This is a genomic window from Arthrobacter sp. ES3-54 (assembly GCF_029504395.1).
In the GTDB taxonomy this organism is placed as follows: Bacteria; Actinomycetota; Actinomycetes; order Actinomycetales; family Micrococcaceae; genus Arthrobacter.
This window is the reverse complement of the sequence record NZ_JAQFIF010000001.1, coordinates 206,092-226,013: the sequence shown is the minus strand read 5'-3', so window position 1 is coordinate 226,013 and position 19,922 is coordinate 206,092. Positions and strand designations below refer to the sequence as shown.

At 69.1% G+C, this 19,922-nt stretch carries 15 protein-coding genes; 4 read left to right on the top strand and 11 right to left on the bottom strand.

The window, feature by feature from the left end; all coding sequences use genetic code 11:
- Window positions 1-155: 155 nt before the first annotated feature.
- The 3 genes from M2428_RS01170 to M2428_RS01160 all read right to left on the bottom strand — a co-directional run bounded on the left by M2428_RS01170 (window position 156) and on the right by M2428_RS01160 (window position 7,638).
- Window positions 156-3,785 carry an ATP-dependent DNA helicase gene (locus tag M2428_RS01170; protein WP_277522729.1) on the bottom strand — a complete coding sequence of 1,210 codons (3,630 nt, stop codon included), beginning with the start codon at window positions 3,783-3,785 and terminating at the stop codon, window positions 156-158.
- Window positions 3,782-7,147 carry an ATP-dependent DNA helicase gene (locus tag M2428_RS01165; RefSeq protein WP_277522727.1) on the bottom strand — a complete coding sequence of 1,122 codons (3,366 nt, stop codon included), beginning with the start codon at window positions 7,145-7,147 and terminating at the stop codon, window positions 3,782-3,784. The genes M2428_RS01170 and M2428_RS01165 overlap by 4 nt, the downstream gene beginning before the upstream one ends.
- Window positions 7,148-7,221: 74 nt before the next feature.
- The gene (locus tag M2428_RS01160; protein ID WP_277522725.1) at window positions 7,222-7,638 is read right to left on the bottom strand and encodes an MGMT family protein; all 417 of its coding nucleotides are present in this window, start codon (window positions 7,636-7,638) and stop codon (window positions 7,222-7,224) included.
- Window positions 7,639-7,735: 97 nt separating this feature from the next.
- Between M2428_RS01160 and M2428_RS01155 the strand changes: the two genes are divergently transcribed.
- The 4 genes from M2428_RS01155 to M2428_RS01140 all read left to right on the top strand — a co-directional run bounded on the left by M2428_RS01155 (window position 7,736) and on the right by M2428_RS01140 (window position 11,319).
- Window positions 7,736-8,446, top strand: a complete 711-nt coding sequence (locus M2428_RS01155) for a 3'-5' exonuclease (RefSeq protein ID WP_277522722.1) — start codon at window positions 7,736-7,738, stop codon at window positions 8,444-8,446.
- Between the two features lie 435 nt (window positions 8,447-8,881).
- Entirely contained in the window at window positions 8,882-9,817 is a 936-nt protein-coding gene (locus tag M2428_RS01150; protein WP_277523568.1) for an ABC transporter substrate-binding protein, read from the top strand.
- 3 nt (window positions 9,818-9,820) lie between these two features.
- Window positions 9,821-10,585, top strand: a complete 765-nt coding sequence (locus M2428_RS01145; protein WP_277522721.1) for an amino acid ABC transporter permease — start codon at window positions 9,821-9,823, stop codon at window positions 10,583-10,585.
- Window positions 10,582-11,319 (top strand): amino acid ABC transporter ATP-binding protein, encoded by a 738-nt coding sequence (locus tag M2428_RS01140; RefSeq protein ID WP_277522719.1) that lies wholly within the window; start codon window positions 10,582-10,584, stop codon window positions 11,317-11,319. Before M2428_RS01145 ends, M2428_RS01140 begins: the two co-directional genes overlap by 4 nt.
- A gap of 112 nt (window positions 11,320-11,431) precedes the next feature.
- Here M2428_RS01140 and hemL read toward each other — a convergent pair whose 3' ends face one another.
- The 8 genes from hemL to M2428_RS01100 form a co-directional block, all read right to left on the bottom strand.
- On the bottom strand, window positions 11,432-12,763 hold the full coding sequence (hemL, locus tag M2428_RS01135) for a glutamate-1-semialdehyde 2,1-aminomutase (protein ID WP_277522717.1): 1,332 nt from the start codon (window positions 12,761-12,763) through the stop codon (window positions 11,432-11,434).
- A gap of 5 nt (window positions 12,764-12,768) precedes the next feature.
- Window positions 12,769-13,893, bottom strand: a complete 1,125-nt coding sequence (locus M2428_RS01130; RefSeq protein ID WP_277522716.1) for an LLM class flavin-dependent oxidoreductase — start codon at window positions 13,891-13,893, stop codon at window positions 12,769-12,771.
- Window positions 13,893-14,873, bottom strand: a complete 981-nt coding sequence (hemB, locus tag M2428_RS01125; RefSeq protein ID WP_277522714.1) for a porphobilinogen synthase — start codon at window positions 14,871-14,873, stop codon at window positions 13,893-13,895. The genes M2428_RS01130 and hemB overlap by 1 nt, the downstream gene beginning before the upstream one ends.
- Window positions 14,870-15,799, bottom strand: a complete 930-nt coding sequence (locus M2428_RS01120; protein WP_277522713.1) for a uroporphyrinogen-III synthase — start codon at window positions 15,797-15,799, stop codon at window positions 14,870-14,872. The genes hemB and M2428_RS01120 overlap by 4 nt, the downstream gene beginning before the upstream one ends.
- 65 nt (window positions 15,800-15,864) lie before the next feature.
- A complete protein-coding gene (gene hemC, locus M2428_RS01115) occupies window positions 15,865-16,863 on the bottom strand; it encodes a hydroxymethylbilane synthase (RefSeq protein ID WP_277522711.1) in 999 nt (332 codons plus the stop codon).
- Window positions 16,860-18,155, bottom strand: a complete 1,296-nt coding sequence (locus M2428_RS01110; RefSeq protein ID WP_277522709.1) for a ferrochelatase — start codon at window positions 18,153-18,155, stop codon at window positions 16,860-16,862. Before M2428_RS01110 ends, hemC begins: the two co-directional genes overlap by 4 nt.
- On the bottom strand, window positions 18,152-18,898 hold the full coding sequence (gene hemQ / locus M2428_RS01105; protein WP_277522707.1) for a hydrogen peroxide-dependent heme synthase: 747 nt from the start codon (window positions 18,896-18,898) through the stop codon (window positions 18,152-18,154). The genes M2428_RS01110 and hemQ overlap by 4 nt, the downstream gene beginning before the upstream one ends.
- A gap of 147 nt (window positions 18,899-19,045) precedes the next feature.
- Complete coding sequence (locus M2428_RS01100) at window positions 19,046-19,918, bottom strand: hypothetical protein (RefSeq protein ID WP_277522705.1); 873 nt, start codon at window positions 19,916-19,918, stop codon at window positions 19,046-19,048.
- Window positions 19,919-19,922 lie beyond the last annotated feature (4 nt).

The following is a 19,922-nucleotide window of genomic DNA, read 5'->3' as shown; positions in this document are numbered from 1 at the left end:
GACAACACGTCGACCGCGGCCATCACGGTGGTCGACACCAGCTCCCGCTAGAACCGGCGCCGCCTGCCAGTTCCGGCAAAGCGCCAGCCAGTTCAGGCGGGCGCCTGCCGCCCGGCTCAGCCCGGCTTACGCGCCCTGGCCGGCAGAGATCCGACTTAGGCGCCCCGCGCCGCCGATGTCCTTCCCAGCGCCGCTGCCACGATTCCCTCAAGCTTTTCCGCTGAACCGAGATCGTGCGGACGGACCACCTGGTTGTCTGCCACGTAGTAGAACGCGGCCCGGACGTCCTCCAACGGGACCCCTTTGAGCCGGGCCCAGGCCAGGCGGTAGACGGCCAGCTGGACTGCCTTCACCTTCAGCTGGGCCGCCGAGGGGCGGCGGCCGGTCTTCCAGTCCACAAGGTCCCAGCCGCCGTCCGCGTCGCGGAACACGGCGTCGATCCTGCCCCGGACCACCACATCGCCAATCCGTGTCTCAACCGGGACCTCGACATGGGCGGGGGCGCGGTGCGCCCACTCGGACTGGCGGAAAGTTTCCACCATGGAATCCAGGCCGTAGGCCTCGTCGATGTGGTCGTCAGCGCCGGCAGCCTCGCCCAGGTCCAGCATCCCGGCGGCGCCGAAGTATTCCTCCACCCAGGCGTGGAAAGCCGTGCCCTTGCGGGCTGACATCCCCGGTTCGCGCGGGACTGGCCTGCGCAGGCGGGCCACGACGGAGCCTGCGTCATCTTCCAAGTCCACGAGAGTTGAAGCCGAGATATGGCCCGGCAGATGCACGTCCTGGACCACCGAACGACGGGAACGGCGTTCCAGCAAAGTGGCCGCCTCCGTTGCCCATCCGGCCGCAGGACCGCGCAGGAAGGGCCGCCGTCCGCCGTCGACGCCGGGGTGCGACGGGGCCGCGACGGTGTCCACATCACTGTCCACGTGGCCGTCCGGGCCGGCCTCCATTGCCTGCAGAACACGGGCCGCGGCGGATTCCATGGCCGCGCGCCGGCCTGGGACAAGGCGCAGTCGTTTCCCCGTCCGTGGATCATGCGGCCCTTCCAGAGGATCGTAGGGCCAGGCGGCGACTTCGAGTTCAGAGGTCAAGGGACTTTCGGCCGGCAGCGCGTCCTCGCTGACGGAGAGCGGGTGGATTTCGGCGGCGCCTTCCGCGGTGAGGCCCTCCAGCCCGGAAAGAAAGGGGGACATCTCAGCCAAACCGGCCCGGGATCCCACCCACGCGGCACTTGAAATCCAGAGCACGTGTTTCGCACGGGTGTACGCCACGTAGGCCAGGCGCCGTTCCTCGGCTTCGCCGTGCGCTTGGACCGCAGACTTGAACTCCTTCTCGGCGTCAAGCCAGCCCTTCTGGTCCGGCTGCTCAAGGTCCCATTGGGGCAGGTCGGCGCGATCGCCGCGCAACGGCCAAGGCAATGCCGCACTGCCGCTGCTCCACCGCGAGTCCCTGCTGCTGGGGAACGCCCCGGCATTGAGCCCGGGAACAAACACGACATCCCATTCCAACCCCTTGGAGGCATGCACGGTCAGGAGCTGGACGGCCTCGTGGTTCACCTCCGGCGCCGCGGCATCGAGGCCGTTTTCCTCGGCCGCCGCAGCTTCCAGCCAGGCGAGGAACGCCAGGACATCGACCCGCTGGGAGGTGTGCAGGAACCCGGCCGCTGCGTCCTGGAAGGCATCCAGGTTGCGGCGGGCCTGATGGATGCTGATCCCGGGCCGTGCCGCAACTTCGATGTCCAGGAGCATCGCCCGTTCAACCTCGCCGAGCAACGTGGTGAGATCGTCCCCCATGTAGCTGCGCAACTGCCGGAGCTCATCAGAGAGTCGCTGCAGCCGGCCGCGGGCCTCCGGGCTCAGCCTGCGGCCGTGCGCCGAGGTCCAGCCGTCGCGGGGCAGCCAGTCCAGGGCCTCGACCAGGCTGGCCGAATCCGTGATGTCGCCTTCAACCACTGCGTCATCGTCAGTATCCTCGGCGCCACGCCCGGCGTCGTCGACGTCCAGGCCGCCGGGGCGGCCCCGACGGCGGGCCAGGAAACTGGACCAGTCCCGCAGGGCCATCAGATCTGCCGGGCCGATCCGCCACCGCGCACCGGCCAGCAGACGCATGAGGGAGTCCGAGCGGCCGGGGTCGGCCAGGACCCGGAGTGTGGCGACAAGATCGATGATCTCGGGTGTGTCCAACAGCCCGCCGAGCCCGACGATTTCATAGGGAATGCCCCGGACTTCGAATTCGCGGCGAATGCATTCCATCTGTGCCCGTCGCCGGCAGAGGACAGCCATGGCCGGCGGAACCGGGTCGGCGGACTGCGGGGCGTCGAAGTCCGTTACCCGGAATTTCAGCACGTCTCCGGCGATCGCGGCGGCTTCGGCTTCGTCCGTGGCGAAGCGTCCCATCACGACCCTGCCCTCGACGGCGGCCGGGCTGGACTGCAAGGGCGGCACCTCGACGGCATCGGCAGTTTCCCGGGCCCCGGCGGCCCCGAGGTTCGCCGCCGCCTTGCTCAGCGGTGCCGAAATGAGGTTGGCCGTGGCCAGGATGTTGCGCCCGTTGCGCCACGCGGTGGTCAAATACGACGTCGGCGCCACGGCGAAGCGCCGGGCCGGGCCGGCCGGACCGCTTCCCTGGTCCCCGCCGGTTCCCTGGTCTGTGCCGGTTCCCTGGTCTGCGCCGGTGCGGTGGGCGGCGCCTTCGCCATTGATGAGGATCGGGAATTCGCGGACGAAGTGGAAGAGTTGCCCGGCCGACGCTCCGCGGAATCCGTAGATGGACTGGTTCGGGTCCCCCACCGCGGTGACCGCATGGCCGTCGCCGAAGAGCCGGGAGAACAGCACCAGCTGGGCGTGCGACGTGTCCTGGAACTCGTCGAGCAGCACTACCTTGTAGCGTTGACGCTCCGTTTGGGCGGCGACCGGAATCTCGCTGGCCACCCGCGCCGCCAAGGCCACGAGGTCGCCGAAGTCCAGGGCGCCGCGGACGCGCTTCGCCGCGGAATAGCGGCCCACCATGTCCGCGACGCTGGCCCGGGTGCGCAGCATCGCGCTGAGCTCGCCCGCCGCCCGGGTGGGGTTCTTCGTGGCCTCTGCGACATACGGCAGCGACTCGAACGCGGCGATCCGTTCCAGCAGCCAGCCACGGACCTGGGCCGGGTCCTGCAGGTGTTCCGCGCACTCTCCTGCCAGTTGGATCACGGCTTTGACCAGAGTCGACTTGGCGGACCGGAAGTGTTCGTAGTCCCCGTCAAAGGCTTCCACCACCTCGCTGGCGAGCTGGAACGACTGGGCGCCGCCGAGCAGCACGACGTCGCGTTCGACGCCGAGGCGGAGGCCGTAGTCGGACACGATGCCGCTCGCGTACGAGTGGTAGGTGGAAACCTTGGGTTCCAGCGCATCCGTGCTCAGCAGCCCGGCCGGGAAGAGAGTGTTCCCGGTGTCGGCCGCCGCGATGCGCGCCAGCGCGGCCAGCTTGGCCCTGATCCGCGAGGCGAGTTCACCGGCGGCCTTGCGCGTGAACGTGACGCCGAGGACTTCCTCCGGCCGGACCCAGCCGTTGGCAACGAGCCAGACCACCCGGTCGGCCATGGTGGCCGTCTTCCCCGAGCCTGCCCCGGCGATCACGAGCCGCGGCGTGAGGGGCGAGGAAATAATCAGGGACTGTTCGGCAGTGGGGCTGTTCTTCTCCCCCAGCAGTCCGGACAGCTCCTCCGGGCTGAACCTCGGCTCGGGAAGGGGAATCGGTGCCGGATCCGGATCGGCCAGGCCGGTCGCCGGCGCCTCGGGGGTCATTCAGTAACCTGCTTTCCCCGCAGGCACAGCGGGCACACTTCGGGGAGCCGGCAGCCGTGGCCGCCGTGGCCCCCCTTGGAAGGATCGTGACGGGCCTGGAATACACTGCCGGACATGACGCGGGCGGCGTCGCCGACCATCTCCAGCGCCCAGTTGTCCTGCGGGTCCAGTGGGGCCTGGGCTTGGATTCCGGGGCTCTTGGTTGTGGTGCCCAGCTGGGCCAGGACGGCCCCGCCGGGCAGCGGGGGTGGCCCGTCGTCGGGGCCCGCAAAGCCGCCGGCCAGCACGGCGGCCTGATAGGCGCCGAGCTGCGGGTGGCGGTCCAGGTCCGCCTTGCCGGGCTGGCGTTTGCCGGTCTTGAGGTCGATGATCACCAGCCGGCCCTCGGCGTCGATCTCGAGCCTATCCACCTGGCCGCGGAGCACGGCGGGCCGCGCCGGCCCGATGCTCCCACCGTCGCCGGGTTCGGATCCGGGTCCGCCGGTGGTCTCCGCCGGAACGTCTGGCAGCTTCACCTCAAAGTCCTGTTCGACCCCGATCAGGCTCCGGCCCTCGCTGCGCATCACGAGGACATACTGGGCGAGCTTGCGGACCATGGACTCGGCACGCTGGAAGTCCAGTTTGCCTTCCCAGTTGTCCTTCATCCCCAGTGTGGGCCAGCGCCGGACGAGTTCAGCAACGTATTCGCTGCCCGAGGCGTCCGGCAGGTCTTGCGCGATGGCGTGGACCAGCGTTCCCAGGCTGCGGGCGAAATCCGTCGCGGCTTCTCCGCCGGCAGCTTGGACGAACCAGTCCAGCGGCGATTTCTGCACGGTTTCGACCTTCGAGGGCGACACGAACACGGTACCGCCCGGGGGAACAACCGGCTCCCCAGAGGACAACTCGGCCAGTCCCCACCAGCTTGCGGGGTGGGCGCCGGGAACCGGCGGCTGAGCCGTGGCAAGGACTCCCAGCACGGCCGCGGCTTCGGCTGATTCGACAGCCTTGGGGTCGAGTTGGGCATACTGGCGCAGTTCCGCGACCAGCGCCCTGAGGGTAAGCGGACGCTCGACCGGGGTAAAGCCCCGACGGTCCTGCCCCGGCCGCAGCGGCGCCACATAGTCCAGGAACGAGGACGGCTGCTCATCCTCCGAGGACACGGCAGTACAGATCAGCACCTCCCGGGCGCGGGACACTGCGGTGGAAAAGCTTCGGAGCTCGTCATACCGGATTTCGCGCAGCCGGCTCTGCGGATCCAGCCGCAGGGCATACTCCACACCGTGTTCGACGGCGTCGGCGAACAAAGTGCTGCCGAGCAGCTCGCCGCGCAGCCGGGTGTTGGGCCACACGCCTTCCTGCAGTCCCGGCACAATCACCACCGGCCACTCCCGGCCGGCGGCGCTGGCAGGGGTCATGAGCTCCACCGCGTCTTCCAACTGCGCCCTGGCGGCCAGGGTATCCATGGGCAGTTCCTGGCTCAGCAGGTATTCAAGGAATTGCTCCGGGCCGGAGCCCGGCAGCTGGTCGACAAAGCGTTCCGCGGTATGGAACAGCGCCATCATGGCATCGAGGTCACGGTCGGCCCGGTCCCCGGCCGATCCTCCGGCGAGGGCGGCCTCGGTCCAGCGGGAGGCCAGGCCGGTGGAATGCCAGAGCGCCCAGAGCACCGTCTCGGCGTTACCTCCGGGGGCCTCGGCGGCGTCCCGCCCCGCCCGGATCATCCGGGCGATCCGGCGGGCCGAGTGCCCCTCGATGCCCAGCGTTGCCAGCGCCCCGGGCTCCAGCAGAGCTTCGACCAGGAGGGCGTCGCTGGTGCGTCCGCCGCCGCCCAGGAGTTCCTCCCGGCGCAGCGACTGCCGCAGCCTCCGCAATTCAATCGAGGTGGCGCCGCCTATCCGCGACGTCAGCAAGGACACGGCCGATTCGGGCGTGAGCGCCGCGGGGTCCAGTGCCACCGCATAGGCATCCAGTAGTGGACGGACCGCAACCTCATCCCGGACAGCGGATTCGGCGACGGGAATCCGGACCGGAATCCCCTGGCCGGCCAGGTACCGCTGCAGCTGGCTGAGCTGGCCGCCGTTGCGCACGATCACGGCAATGTCCCCGAGTTCCCGGGCGTCGTTCAGCTGGGCTTCGAGGATCCGCTGCGCCACGTACCGCAGTTCGTGGACCGGAGACGGCAGCAGGTGGGCCTCGACCGTCCCCGCGCGGCTGTCGGCGTGGGGCGGCCCGTCCGGCGTCGGGACAGCAGATCCCGGCGTTGGGACAGCAAATCCTAGCGTTGGGACCGGCGTACCGTCCGGCGTCGGGACCGGTTCTGGCTGTTCGAGCCTTCGTGCGGACTGTCCGCCGGACCTGCGGGAGATGCGCCCGGCCACAGACAGCCATGCCTCTGCCACGGCCGGGGCGTGCCGATGCGCGGTCCACAGCGGCCGTTCCAGGATCGCCCCGTCAGTGGCCAGGAGGCGGGGAAGTTCCGCCACGAGGTCGGGGCGTGCCCCGCGGAAGCCCTGAACCACGGTGTCCGGGGAGGCAGTGATGATGGCGTCCTTGCCGGCGGCGATGTCTGCCAGCAGTTCGAAGACTGCGGGGTTCGCCTCCTGGATGTCGTCCACGAGAATCAGTTGCAGGCGGTCGCGCTCGGCGGCGAGGAAATCCGGTGAGTCCTGGAAGATCTGGCGTGCGGCAGTGATGATGCCGGCGGGGTCGAAGGCCTCGGGCATGCGCAAATCCAGGACGTCGCGGTACTCCGAGTACAGTGCGGCCGCCGGAATCCAGTCGGGCCGGTTGCACTGCCGGGCCAACGCCACGAGGTCCTCGGCCGTCCGCCCGGATTCGATGATCCGGTCAAAGAGCTGGCGCACTTCCTGCCGGAAGCCGCGGGTCTGCAGGGCGGCGTCCAGGTCATCCGGCCACGGCAGTTCGAGGCCGGGCAACGCATGGCCCTCCAGCAGTTCCTTGATGATCAGGTCCTGTTCCGGACCGGAAAGCAGCTTCGGCTGGCGCGGAAGCGGGAGAAGGCCTTCGGCCTTGGCGCGCCGGATCAGGTCGAAGGCATAGGACGCCCAGGTCCGCGCCGGCGTCGTGCTCAGGCTCCGGTTCAAGCGGGCCGTGAAACGGTCGCGCAGCGTATCCGCGGCGAGCCTTCCGGGCGCCAGGATGAGCATCCGCTCCGGATCAAGGCCGTCCCGCAGGGTGCGGCGGACGGCGGCCTCGACGAGGACCGTCGACTTTCCGGTGCCGGGCGCCCCGTGCACCAGGACGGGGCCGGAACCGGGCGGGACCTCGACGGCGCCGAGCTGGTCCGGCGACAGCACCGGGACCGCGCTGTGGTGGGTCCGGGGCGGCAACAGGCGCAGCCCTGCAGAAGGAAACTTTGTCACTTTGGACTGTGCCTGCTCTGACTGTGCCTGCTGAAACTCTGCCTGTTCAAAATTCTGGCCGTGGCTGGGGGTACTCACACAGTCATTTCATCATCGGGTACCGACAATTTATGCGACTCCCGCTCGAGCCGCTCAGCGATGGCATCGATCCGGTCGAAGTCGGCGTCGGTGGGCGCCCATCGGCCGGACGCCAGGTCAACGCGCCAGCGGCCCTCGCCGGTCCGGAGGAAGTCGTCATAACGGCCCAGCAGCGGCGTCCCCTCCTGGAGATACAGCAACAAGGCCTCGTGCTCGAGGCCGGGCGGGGCCTCCCCGCTGGACTTCAGGACCCGCCACCAGGGCACGCTGCTGCCATGGTGGCTCATGACCGAACCGACCTGGCGCGGGCCGCCGGAGCCGAGCAGTTCTGCAACGTCGCCATAGGCCACCGCCGTGCCGGCCGGGATCAACGCCACGAGCTCCAGCACTGCCTCCACATACTCCGTCCGCATCGGTCCACCCTATCCGTTCCGGACGCCGGCGCCGTGCCCGGACGGCGCGCGGGCACGGCGGTCAAAAACTGTCGGAGGCAGAAGGTAGCGTTGACGCATGAGCACTTGGAACAGCCTTCCCCGCGCAGCCTTCGACCTCGAAACGACGGGCCGCAACTCCCGCTCGGCGCGGATCGTCACGGCGTCGGTCACGGTGGTGGACTCCGCCGGCGGAGTCATCAAGGAACACGAGTGGCTCGCCGATCCCGGCGTGGAGATTCCCACCGAGGCCAGCGATATCCATGGCGTCACCACCGAGCAGGCCCGCCGCGAAGGCCGCCCCGCCATGGAGGTGACGCGCGAACTCGCCGCCGTGCTGCAGGAGCTGTTCGACGACGGCGTGCCCGTTATCGCCTTTAACGCAAGTTACGACTTCACCGTGCTCGCGGCCGAATCGGCCCGCTACGGCGTCCCGCAGTTGAGCCGCTTCCCCGTCCTGGACCCCTACATCATGAATAAGCAGGTTGACCGCTACCGCAAGGGCAAGCGGACGTTGACCGCCCTGTGTGAGGAATACGGCGTCAACCTGGACAACGCCCACACCTCGGCCGCCGACGCCCTGGCCACCCTGCGCATGCTCGATGCCATGGCCGGTAAATTTCCGAAGCTCAGGATGCCGGCTAGCAACCTGCACCAGCTCCAGGTCGAATGGGCCTCGGCGCAGGCCGCGGATTTCCAGAGCTACCTGCGCAAGACGAAGCCGGCCGCCGTGATCGAAGGTGACTGGCCGGTTCTGCCTCCTGAGGACGCCAGCCGCGGCGACTTCTAAGATTTCTGAACGCCGGGCTTTCTAAACGCCTAAACGTCTGGACTCCGGGACGTCCGGAAACCTGTGCGGGAGCACTTCTTAAAACGAAACGTTCGCCGGTGCAAAGGCTTACCTAGACCCCCGCGGCACGTAATTCCAGTGATTGCGACGGAGCTCACACTGCCCGGGGCTTCCAACTGGCGCTTGCCCCGACGCCGATGATTCCGCCACTCCCTGTCGGCGCTTCCCGGATCACCGCCGATCAGCCCGGAACCTGAAGATACTTCGCAGATCCCGTGCGCCAGCCCTGATTCGTTCGAATTGAATGGGCGTCCCCGTGGGATGACACAATTATCTTTCGCGGTGTGTCTGCTCCACCCGGCGCCCAAGCCAGCGGCCGGGGGCCCCGATGAGCCTCCCGCGACCCACTGAATTTCAGACGAAAGTGATTGCGTGATGAAAAGCAAAGCCTTGAAGTGGCTGACAACCGTTCCCGTGGCCATCGCCGTGGCGGTCTCCCTTGCAGCGTGCGGCGGCGGGTCGGCGCAGACAACGGCGTCATCGACCGATGCCCTCCAGGGCAGCGACCAGAAATCCTTGGACAAATACACGACCAAGGACGTCACTCCCCTGGACAAGATTGACAAGTCCAAGCTCGGCCTGCTGAGTGAGGGAACACTGACTGTGGGCACCCTTTCGGACGCCCCGCCGAACATCTACATCGACAAGTCCGGCAAATTCACCGGCTACGACAACGAGCTCCTGCGCGCCATTGCGGACAAGCTGGGCCTCAAGGTGGAGTTCAAGTCGACCGGCTTCGCCTCGCTGCTCGCGCAGGTCCAGAACAAGCAGTTCGACCTCGGGTCCTCCTCGATTTCCACCACCGACGCCCGACGCAAGACCGTTGGCTTCACCAACGGTTACGACTTCGGCTACATGGCCGTGGTCGCCAAGAAAGACTCCAACATCAAGGGATTCAAGGACCTGACCAAGGACGCCCGCATCGCCGTGGTCCAGGGCACGGTGCAGGATGACTACGTCACCAACACGCTCCAGATCGAGCCCGTCCGCTTCGAGGACTACAACACCGCTTACGCCAACTTGAAGAACGGACAGGTTGACGCCTGGGTCGCTCCGTCCCAGCAGGCCACCGGCCAGGTCAAGGAAGGCGACGGCACGGTCATCGCCGAGTCGGTTGTGAACACCCAGAACTTCACCGCGTACGCCGTGAACAAGGAAAACCAGCCGCTCATCGACGCGCTGAACTCCGGCCTCGACGCCGTGATTGCCGACGGCACCTGGTCCAAGCTGACCAAGGAATGGTACCCGGACCGCGAGACCCCGGCCACGTGGTCCCCGGGCTCCAAGGCCGTCACCGTTCCGAAGTCCTAGTCCATGGATGCACTCGATCAACTCGTAAAGACCTTCTTTGACTGGGAGGCGATGGCAGCCGTCCTACCGAACATGATTATGTTCGGCCTGCCCAACACCCTGATCCTGGCGGGTTCCTCGGGCGTGCTCGGGTGCATCCTGGGCATGTTCCTGGCCGTCATGGGCACGTCCCGCATCACTGCGCTGCGTTGGCTCTCCCGGATCTACACGGATGTGTTCCGCGGCGTCCCGGCGATTGTGATCATCCTCCTGATCGGCCTCGGGCTCGGACCCGTGGTCCGGGTCACGACCGGATCCACGAACCCGTTCCCGCTCGCCATCTTCGCCCTGACCCTCATGGCGGCGGCCTATATCGGCGAGATCTTCCGCTCAGGCATCCAGAGCGTGGAAAAGGGCCAGCTGGAGGCCTCCCGTGCCCTGGGCTTCAGCTATGGCTCGTCCATGCGCCTCGTGGTAATTCCGCAGGGCATCCGACGGGTGCTCCCGGCCTTGGTCAACCAGTTCATCGCGCTGATCAAGGACTCGTCCCTGATCTACCTGCTGGGCCTGATCGCCAGCCAGCGTGAGATCTTCCGGATCGGTAACGACGCCGCCGCCAACACGGGGAACCTTTCTCCGCTGGTCGCCGCGGCGTTCATGTACCTCATCCTGACCGTTCCGCTCACCCACTTGGTCAACTACATCGACAACCGCCTGCGCACCGGCCGTCCTGAGAAACGTCAGCCGGACGACGCCGCGGCACTGATCGGGAAGGGAGCACAGCCATGAGCGAGTTTGCCTCCGGTTCGCTGACCGGCAAGAACCTGCACCTGTCCTTCGGCTCGAACCATGTCCTCCGCGGCATCGACCTGCACGTCGAGAAGGGCACCACCGCCTCGGTGATCGGCCCCTCCGGATCGGGCAAGTCCACGCTGCTGCGGGTCATGAACCGCCTGATCGAACCGGACCAGGGCGACATCCTGCTCGATGGCCGCTCGGTCCTGAAGGACAACCCGGACGAGCTGCGCCAGCGGATCGGCATGGTGTTCCAGCAGTTCAACTTGTTCCCGCACAAGACCGTGGTGGACAACGTCTCGCTCGCGCTGCGGAAGCTGCGCAAGCTGCCGGCCGAACAGGCCCAGGCCGAAGCGCTTGAACAGCTCGACCTGGTGGGGCTCAAGCACAAGGCCGACGCGCGTCCCGCCAACCTCTCCGGTGGCCAGCAGCAGCGCGTCGCCATTGCGCGCGCCCTGGCCATGAAGCCGGAGGTGATGTTCTTCGACGAGGCCACCTCCGCCCTCGACCCGGAGCTCGTCAAGGGTGTCCTGGCACTGATGGCCGACCTCGCCAAGGGCGGCATGACCATGGTGGTGGTGACCCACGAGATGGGCTTCTCCCGCAATGTCTCAGACACCGTCACGTTCATGGACGCCGGCGTGGTGGTCGAATCCGGTCCGCCGGAACAGATCTTCACGAGCCCGGAGACAGGACGGCTGCAGGGGTTCCTCGCGGACGTTCTCTAGGCCGCCTGCGGCAACATTAACGACTGATGGCACCCGCAACGGCGGGTGCCATCAGTCGTTTAATGATGCCGGCCAATAAAGCCCGACGCCGGGCCCCAACGCCGGGGGCAGGCTACGGCTTGGCGCCGGCCGCCGCCTTCGCCGCCGCCGGCAGGGCGTCGAAGATCCGGTTCATCGCAGTGTCGTCGTGCGCGGCGGAGAGGAACCATGCTTCGAAGACCGACGGCGGCAGGTAGACCCCCGAGTCCAGCATGGAGTGGAAGAACGGGGCGTAGCGGAACACTTCCTGGCCCTGGGCGTCGTCGTAGTTGTGCACGCCGCGGGCGCCCGTGCCGAAGGCCACGGAGAACAGGTTGCCCGCGCGCTGGATGGAGTGGTCCACGCCGGCCGCGTCGAGCGCGGAGGACAGCGCCGCGGAGAGTTCGAGCGAACGAGCGTCCACGAACGAGTAGACCTCCGGCGTGGCGTGCGTGAGGGTCGCGACCCCGGCGGCCATGGCCACCGGGTTACCGGACAGTGTTCCGGCCTGGTAGACGGGACCCACGGGCGCCAGGTAGTCCATGACCTCCGCGCGTCCGCCGAGGGCCGCCGTCGGCATGCCGCCGCCAATCACCTTCCCGAACGTCAGCAGGTCCGGGGCCCACGGCTCGGCGGCGTCGGCCGCCCCGCCGGTCAGGCCCCAGTAGCCGGAGTAGCCGGTGCGGAAGCCGGTCAGGACCTCGTCGAGGATCAGCAGGGCGCCGTGCTCGCGGGTGATCCGGGACAGGCCCGCGTTGAAGCCGTCGCCGGGGGTCACCACGCCCATGTTGGCGGGAGCGGCTTCGGTGATGACGGCGGCAATGCGGTCGCCGTGCTTGGCGAAGGCGGCTTCGACGGCGTCGAGGTCGTTGTAGGGCAGCACGAGGGTCTCGGCAGCAGTCGCGGCCGTGACGCCGGCCGAGCCGGGCAGCGCGAGGGTCGCCAGGCCGGAGCCCGCGGCGGCGAGGAGTCCGTCGAGGTGGCCGTGGTAGCAGCCGGCGAACTTGATGATGAGGTTCCGCCCCGTGAAGCCGCGGGCCAGCCGGACGGCCGTCATGGTCGCCTCGGTGCCGGTGGAGACCATCCGGACGCGCTCGGCGGCCGGGACGCGCTCCTTGACGATGGCGGCGAGGTTGGCTTCGTCCGGGGTGGAGGCGCCGAAGGACAGCCCGCGGTCGACGGCGGCGTGCACGGCGGCGAGGACGTCCGGGTGGGCGTGTCCCAGCAGCGCCGGGCCCCAGGAGCAGACGAGGTCGACGTAGTCGGCACCGTCTGCGTCGGTCAGGTAGGCACCCTTTGCGGACACCATGAACCGCGGCGTCCCGCCCACGGAGCCGAAGGCGCGCACGGGTGAGTTCACGCCGCCCGGCATCAGCTGGCGGGCGCGGTCAAAGAGTTCCTCGTTGCGAGGCATGCTGGAAGTCATGGTTCCTATTCTTTCAGTTCGCGGCCGGGACAGTGCGCGGCCAGCAGCGAGGCCACGCGGGGCGCCACTTCGGTGCCGAACAGTTCGATGGAGCGCATCATGGCCGGGTGCGGCAGGGTGCCGTTACTGTACTTGAGATCAAAGCGGTCAACGCCCAGGTTCTTCTTGAGCAGGACGACCTTCGCGGCCACCGTTTCGGGCGAGCCGACATAGAGGGCTCCCTCGGGGGTGCACATCGCGTCGAATTCGCCCCGGCTGGCTGGACCCCAGCCGCGTTCGGCCCCGATCCTGTTCCGCTGCTCGAGCCAGTGCGGGAAGAACTCCTCGCGGGCTTCCTCATCCGTGGCGGCGACGTGGCCGGGTGAATGCGTGGCCATCTGCTGCATCGGGTGCCCGCACTTGGCCATGGCCTCCCGGTAGAGGTTGGCCAGGGGCGCGAAGGACCGCGGCTGGCCGCCGATGATCGCGAAGATGATCGGGTAGCCGTACTCGGCGCAGCGCAGCACGGACTCGGGGGTGCCGCCGACGCCGATCCAGGTCGGCAGCAGGTGGTGTTCCAGCGGCGGATAGACGCTCAGGCCGTTGATGGCCGGCCGGGTGCGGCCTTCCCAGTGGACCGGTTTTTGGGCCCGGACCTTGTCGAAGAGCTCGAGCTTTTCCTCGAAGAGGACCTCGTAGTCGGCCAGGTCGAGGCCGAACAGCGGAAAGGATTCGATGAAGGACCCGCGGCCCAGCATGACCTCTGCCCGGCCGCCGGAGATGGCGTCCACGGTGGCGAAGCGCTGGAAGACCCGGATCGGGTCATCGGAGCTGAGCACTGTCACGGCGGAGCCGAGCCGGATGTTCTTGGTGCGGGCGGCCGCCGCGGCCAGGAAGACCTCCGGGGCGGAGACCGCGAAGTCGCGGCGGTGGTGCTCCCCCACCGCGAAGGCGTGCAGCCCGACGCCGTCCGCGAGTTCGGCCTGTTCCAGGAGCTGCCGCAGCACTTGGGCGTGCGGGACGGGGTGGCCGTCCGGGAAGACACCGACGTCGCCGAAGGTGTTCAGGCCGAGGAGGATGCGGTCGGACCCCACCGGCGCCGTGGGCGTGGAACTGGGCGTGGAGTTCCGGGGCTCGGGGGTCGCGTCCATCAGGACTCCTTCAGCCAGCCGGCAAGCTCGCTCGCCCAGTAGGTCAGCACCATGTTGGCGCCGGCGCGCTTGATGCCCAGGACGGACTCGGTGATGGCCGCCCGGCGGTCGATCCAGCCGTTCGCGGCGGCGGCCTCGATCATCGAGTACTCGCCGGAAATCTGGTAGGCGGCCACGGGGACGGGGCTCATGGCTGCGACGTCGGCGAGGATGTCCAGGTAGCTCATGGCGGGCTTCACCATGACCATGTCGGCGCCTTCGGCCAGGTCCAGGTCCACCTCGAGGATCGCCTCCCGGCGGTTGGCGGCGTCCATCTGGTAGGTGCGGCGGTCCCCGGTCAGCTGCGAGTCGACGGCCTCGCGGAACGGGCCGTAGAACGCGGAGGCATACTTCGCGGCGTAGGCCACGATGGCGGTGTTGGCGTGCCCGGCGTCCTCGAGGGCCTGCCGGATCACGGCGACCTGGCCGTCCATCATGCCGGAGGGGCCCAGGACGTGGGCGCCGGCCTCGGCCTGCGCGACCGCCATCTGGCCGTAGATCTCCAGGGTCGCGTCGTTGTCGACGTAGCCGTTGGCGTCGAGGACGCCGCAGTGGCCGTGGTCGGTGAATTCGTCCAGGCACACGTCGCTCATGATCACGAGCTCGTCGCCAACCTCGGCCCGGACGTCCCGGATGGCCTTGTTCAGCACACCGTCGGGGTCCAGGGAGGCCGTCCCGCGCGCGTCCCGGACCGCGGGGACGCCGAACAGCATGATGCCGCCGACGCCCAGTTGCACTGCCTCGGCCGCAGCACGCCTGAGCGAATCGGTGGTGTGCTGCTGCACGCCTGGCATGGAGGCGATCGGGTTGGGCTCGGTCAGGCCTTCGCGGATGAAGGCCGGCAGGATGAGTTCCGAGGCCGAGAGCCGGTTTTCAGCGGTCAGCCTTCGCATGGCCGGGGTGGTGCGGAGCCGGCGTGGGCGGTGGGTCGGGAAGCTCATATGGTGTCCTTTGCTGAGGGCTCTGCGACTGACGGATGAGGTGGGGAATCATGGTCCAGGGACCGGACGACGGCGGCAACCAGGCCGGACGCCGTCGGCTCCTGGGCGACGGCGGCGACGCCCAGTCCGAGGGAGTCCGCCTCGGCCGCCGTGGAACGTCCGATGGCGACGAAACGGCAGTTGCCCAGCGGGGCGAGGTCCGCGTGGATGCGGCGGGCGGCGCTCGGCGAGGCGGCGACGACGGCGTGCAGCCGGCCGGCACCGATTTCCGCCTTCGCCTCGGCCACGGTGAGCACGGTGGGCGGCGGTGCGTCCTGCCCTGCGGGACCGGTCCCTTGCGGCAAGGACTGCGGTGAGGTCGGCGCGGAGCCGGGCGGGAAGGCGGGCAGGGCCCGGCGCGGGTCGGCCGGATAGTCGACCGTGTTGTAGGCGGTGACGGCCTGGACGGAGGCGCCACGGGCCTCGAGGCCTTTCCGGAGCCGCGGGTCGGCAATGTCCGCCTGGGGCAGGAGCACGCTGCCTTGGTTCGCGGGCCAGATGTCGAGCAGGCCCGTTCCGGATTGCTGCCCCGTGGGCGCAAGGTCGACGCTGATGCCCCGGGATTCCAGGAAACCGCGGGTCGCCGGGCCGATCGTGGCCACGAGGATGCTGCCGGGCAGCCAGCTGCTGAGGGAGGCGCCGCGTTCGGCCGCTTTCGCCTCGAGAGCCTGGACGGTGGTCACGCTGCTGATCACGAGCCACGTGTAGGCCCCGGCGCCGAGGGCGTCGAACGCGACGTCGAGCGAGTGCTGGTCACTCGCCTGTTCGAAGTCGATCAGCGGCAGGAGCACGGGCTCGGCACCGACACGGCGGAGGGCCGTGACGAGCTCCCCCGCCCGGTCCGGGCTGCGGGCCACCAGCACACGGGCGCCGTCCGGCACCCTCATGCCCGGTGGCCCGCCCGTGTGGTTATGGTCGCTGTGCCGTCCCATGAAGTGGTGGAATCCGCGGTTCAGGAAGCCGTGAGGTCCGCGATGTCGGCGGCGCCGCGGGCCAGCAGGACTTCCGCCAGCTCGATCCCGAGCAGCGTTGCCCCGACCTCGGTGAGGCCATCGGTGGCCTTCTTGTCGCGGACGGTTGCCGTGCCGTCGACCGCGCAGACCACAGCTTCGAGGTAGAGCATGCTGCCCTTGCGGTAACCGTAGGCGCCCACGGGAGCGGCGCATCCGGCCTCCAGACGGGCCAGCAAAGCGCGCTCGGCGGTGACGGCGAGCCGGGTGTCCAGATCATCGAGGGCCGCCAAGGCCTGCGCCAGCACGCCCTGGGAGCCTTCCGTGGAACCGGCCCTGCGGGGCGCATCGGCGGTGCGGCATTCGATCGCCAGGGCACCCTGCCCGGCGGCAGGGAGCATGACGTCCGTCTCGAGGTATTCGCTGACCGCGTCGAGCCGCCCGATCCGGTGCAGTCCGGCGGCGGCGAGCACGACGGCGTCGAGGTCGCAGGACTTGCCGTCGACGACGGCGTCGTTCGTGTTGCCTGGCAGGCCGGGGACGCGCCCCAGCCGGGTCTCCACGTTGCCGCGGATGTCCCGGATGTCCAGATCGGGGCGGGCGGCGCGGAGCTGGGCAGCGCGCCGCGGGGAGCCTGTGCCAACGGTGGCGCCTTCAGGCAGGTCGGCGAGCTTGAACCCGTCACGGGCGCACAGCACGTCCCGGACGTCGACGCGTTTCGGCGTGGCCGCGAGGGTCAGCCCCAAGGCCGGACCGGTGGGCAGGTCCTTGAGCGAATGCACGGCGACGTCGCATTTGTCCTGCAGCAGGGCGTCGCGGAGCGCGGCGACGAAGACGCCGGTGCCGCCCATCTGGGACAGCGAGCCCTTGAGGACGTCGCCCTCGGTCCGGATGTGGACGAGCTCGACGGGGAACCCGCCGACGGCGGCCAGCTGGTCCGCGGTCTGCTGGGTCTGGGTCAGGGCCAGCTTACTGGCGCGGGTGCCGATCCGGACGGTCATGGGGTCCCCCGGCCCGCCGCCGTGGCAGCCGTGTCCGATGCCGTGGCCGCAGCCGCAGGTGCGGCCGGGTAGGGATCGTGTCCGGTCCCGACGGTGGTGTCGGCTCCGGCGATGGTGGGCTTTTCGCTGCGGAAGTTCGCGCAGCAGCCGGGGCGGCAGACGTCGTACCAAGGACCGAGTTTCGTCACATGCGGACGCTCGGCGACGTTGTTCGCGACGGTCCGTTCGCAGATGAGGTCCACGAGCCCGGCGACGAACTTGCGGTGCGTTCCGGGCGTGGGGACGCGGGTGGCGGCCAGGTCCAGCTTGGCGCAGGTCTCGAGCGCCTCGGTGTCCAGGTCCCAGACCACTTCCATGTGGTCGCTGACAAAGCCCAGCGGCACAATCACGATGCCCTTGACGCCCTGGCCGGCGAGCTCCTCGATGGCGTCGTTGATGTCCGGCTCGAGCCACGGCACGTGCGGGGCGCCGGAGCGGGACTGGTAGACGAGGGACCACGGTGCGGTCAGGCCCGTCCCGGCCTCCACCCGGCGGATGATCTCGGTGCCGGAGGCCAGGTGCTGCGCGGCGTAGGCGGAGTCTTCCTCGAATGTGCGGGGCTCGTCCTCGGACCGCCCGGCGGCCTCGGCGTCGCGGGTAGGGATGGAGTGCGTCGCGAACAGGATGTGCACGGGGGCGTCCGGGGTGCCTGCCGCGGCCAGCTGGGCGCGGACGTCGGCGAGGCCGGCGGCGGTGCCCTCGATGAAGGGTTCCACGAAGCCGGGGTGGTCGAAGTACTGGCGCACCTTGTCGACCTCGAGCTTGCCGTCGAGTCCGGTTTCCGTCAGCGCCATGCCGATGTCCTCGCGGTACTGGCGGCAGCTGGAGTAGCAGGAGTAGGCGCTCGTGGTGAGCATGAGGACCTTGCGGTGGCCGGCGTCGTAGATCTCCTGCAGGGTCTGCGGGATGTACGGGTCCCAGTTGCGGTTGCCCCAGAAAACGGGCAGCCCGATGCCGCGGGCAGCAAGTTCGGCCTCGAGTCCGGCCTTGAGCTCACGGTTCTGTCCGTTGATGGGGCTGATGCCGCCGTTGGCGCGGTAGTGGTGCGAGACCTCTTCGAGCCGTTCGTCGGGGATGCCGCGGCCGCGGGTGACGTTGCGGAGGAACGGGATGACGTCCTCCTGCCCCTCGGGTCCGCCGAAGGAGGCGAGGAGCACGGCGTCGTACTCCTTGGGGGCCATCCGGCCGGCCTCGGTGACGGGGTTCAGGGCGGTTACTGAGGCGGCGGACTCCTGGGGATCCAACGGACTCATGCAAGGACCTCTGCGATCTCGGCGGCGGTGACGCGGCGGCCGGTGTAGAAGGGGATTTCTTCCCGGACGTGGTGCCGGGCTTCGGTGGCGCGGAGGTGGCGCATCAGGTCCACGAGGTCCACGAGTTCGGGGGCTTCCAGGCCAAGGATCCATTCCCAGTCGCCCAGGGCGAAGGAGGAGACCGTGTTGGAGATGACCTGGGGGAAGTCTCGGCCCAGCATGCCGTGGTCGCGGAGCATCGCGCCACGCTCGGCGTCCGGCAGGAGGTACCACTCGTAGGAGCGGACGAAGGGGTACACGCAGAGCCACTCTGCAGGTTCCACGCCGCGGGAGAAGGCCGGGGTGTGGTTCTTGGCGAACTCGGCCTCGCGGTGCACGCCCATGGCGGACCAGACGATCTCGGTGCCTGCGAACAGCTTGCTGCGCCGGATGTCCCGGACTGCCCGCTGCAGCGCTTCCGGCCGGGGACCATGCAGCCAGACCATGATGTCAGCGTCGGCCCGCATCGCCGAGACGTCGTAGCTGCCGCGGTGGACAACGCCGGCGTCGGCGAGGCTTTTCATCAGCGCTTCGAAGTCTTCGGCCGCATCAGGGCCGCGCAGGATGTCCTCGGACCGCTTGAAAACGGTCCAGAGGGTGAAGAACTGCTCGGTTGAATCTTCGGGCGCCGCTGCCCCGGCGACTGATTCTCCGGGGGCTGACATTCCGGTTTTAGTGACAGATTCGGCAGAAGTGTGGCTCATGCATACCAGTCTGCCTCCTCTCCCCAGCTAAGTCGAAAAAAAGCACTTCTACAACGCGTAGAAGTGCTTTATTTCACACCCGGGAGCGGGTCCGCGACTGGCGAGTCCGCGAGTCCGCGGCTGGCGAGTCAGCCAGAAAAGGTCCTGTCAGCTCCGGCGCATCCGGACCACCGCGACGCCGGCACCGAGCGAGAACACCACCAGGCCGATGCCCCAGCCGACCAGCGGTGACGGCCCGGCGGGTTTCACCACCGAAGTTGCCTCCAGGGAGGAGTTGCCGGAGTGGCCCTTGGCCGGCGCCTTGGTCGAACCGGCCGCGTTTGATTCGGCTGTGTTTGAACCGGTTGGGGAAGGCTGCGATGTGGCCGGCTTCGAGGCCGACGCCTGCGTGCTGGTACCGCTGCCGGCGGCCGGCACTGCAGCCCCGGGCTGGGATTCGGCGGCCCGGTCGGCGCTGCCGCTTCCCGGTACCGGCTGGCCGGGAGCTTCTCCGGTGGGAGCGGATCCGGCGGATCCGCCGTCGGCGGGAGCTCCCGGCGCCGGGGCGGCGGGCGGCGTGCCGGGGACCTGCGGGGCGGCGGGCGGCGCGGGTTTCGCGGACGGGGTGCTCGACGGCGGGGTGCTGGTGCGCGGGGCCGTGGGCTGGGGAGTGCTGGGCTCGGGGTCGCCGGGCTCGGGGTCGCCGGGCTCGGGGTCACTGGGCTCGCTGGGTTCCGGGCTGCTGCCGTGCGACGGTGGCCGCGAAGGGGTGGCCTCGTCCGAGCCGGCGGACGGCGAGGGGCTCGGCGTCGTCGCGGAGCCCAACAGGCCCTCCAGCACGTCATCGAGGCCGAGGGTCAGCGAGCCCCGCGCCGACGGCGCGGTGGACGCCGCCGCGGACAGCCCTGTGGCCGCATGTGAGGCAGGAACCCCTGCGGTGGCAGCCAGCACCGCTCCGAGGGCGACTGCCGCCGCGCCGCGTCGAAGGCCCCGATGGCGCCCGTTTTTCGTTGTGGACACCTTGGACCTGAAAATAACCATGGTC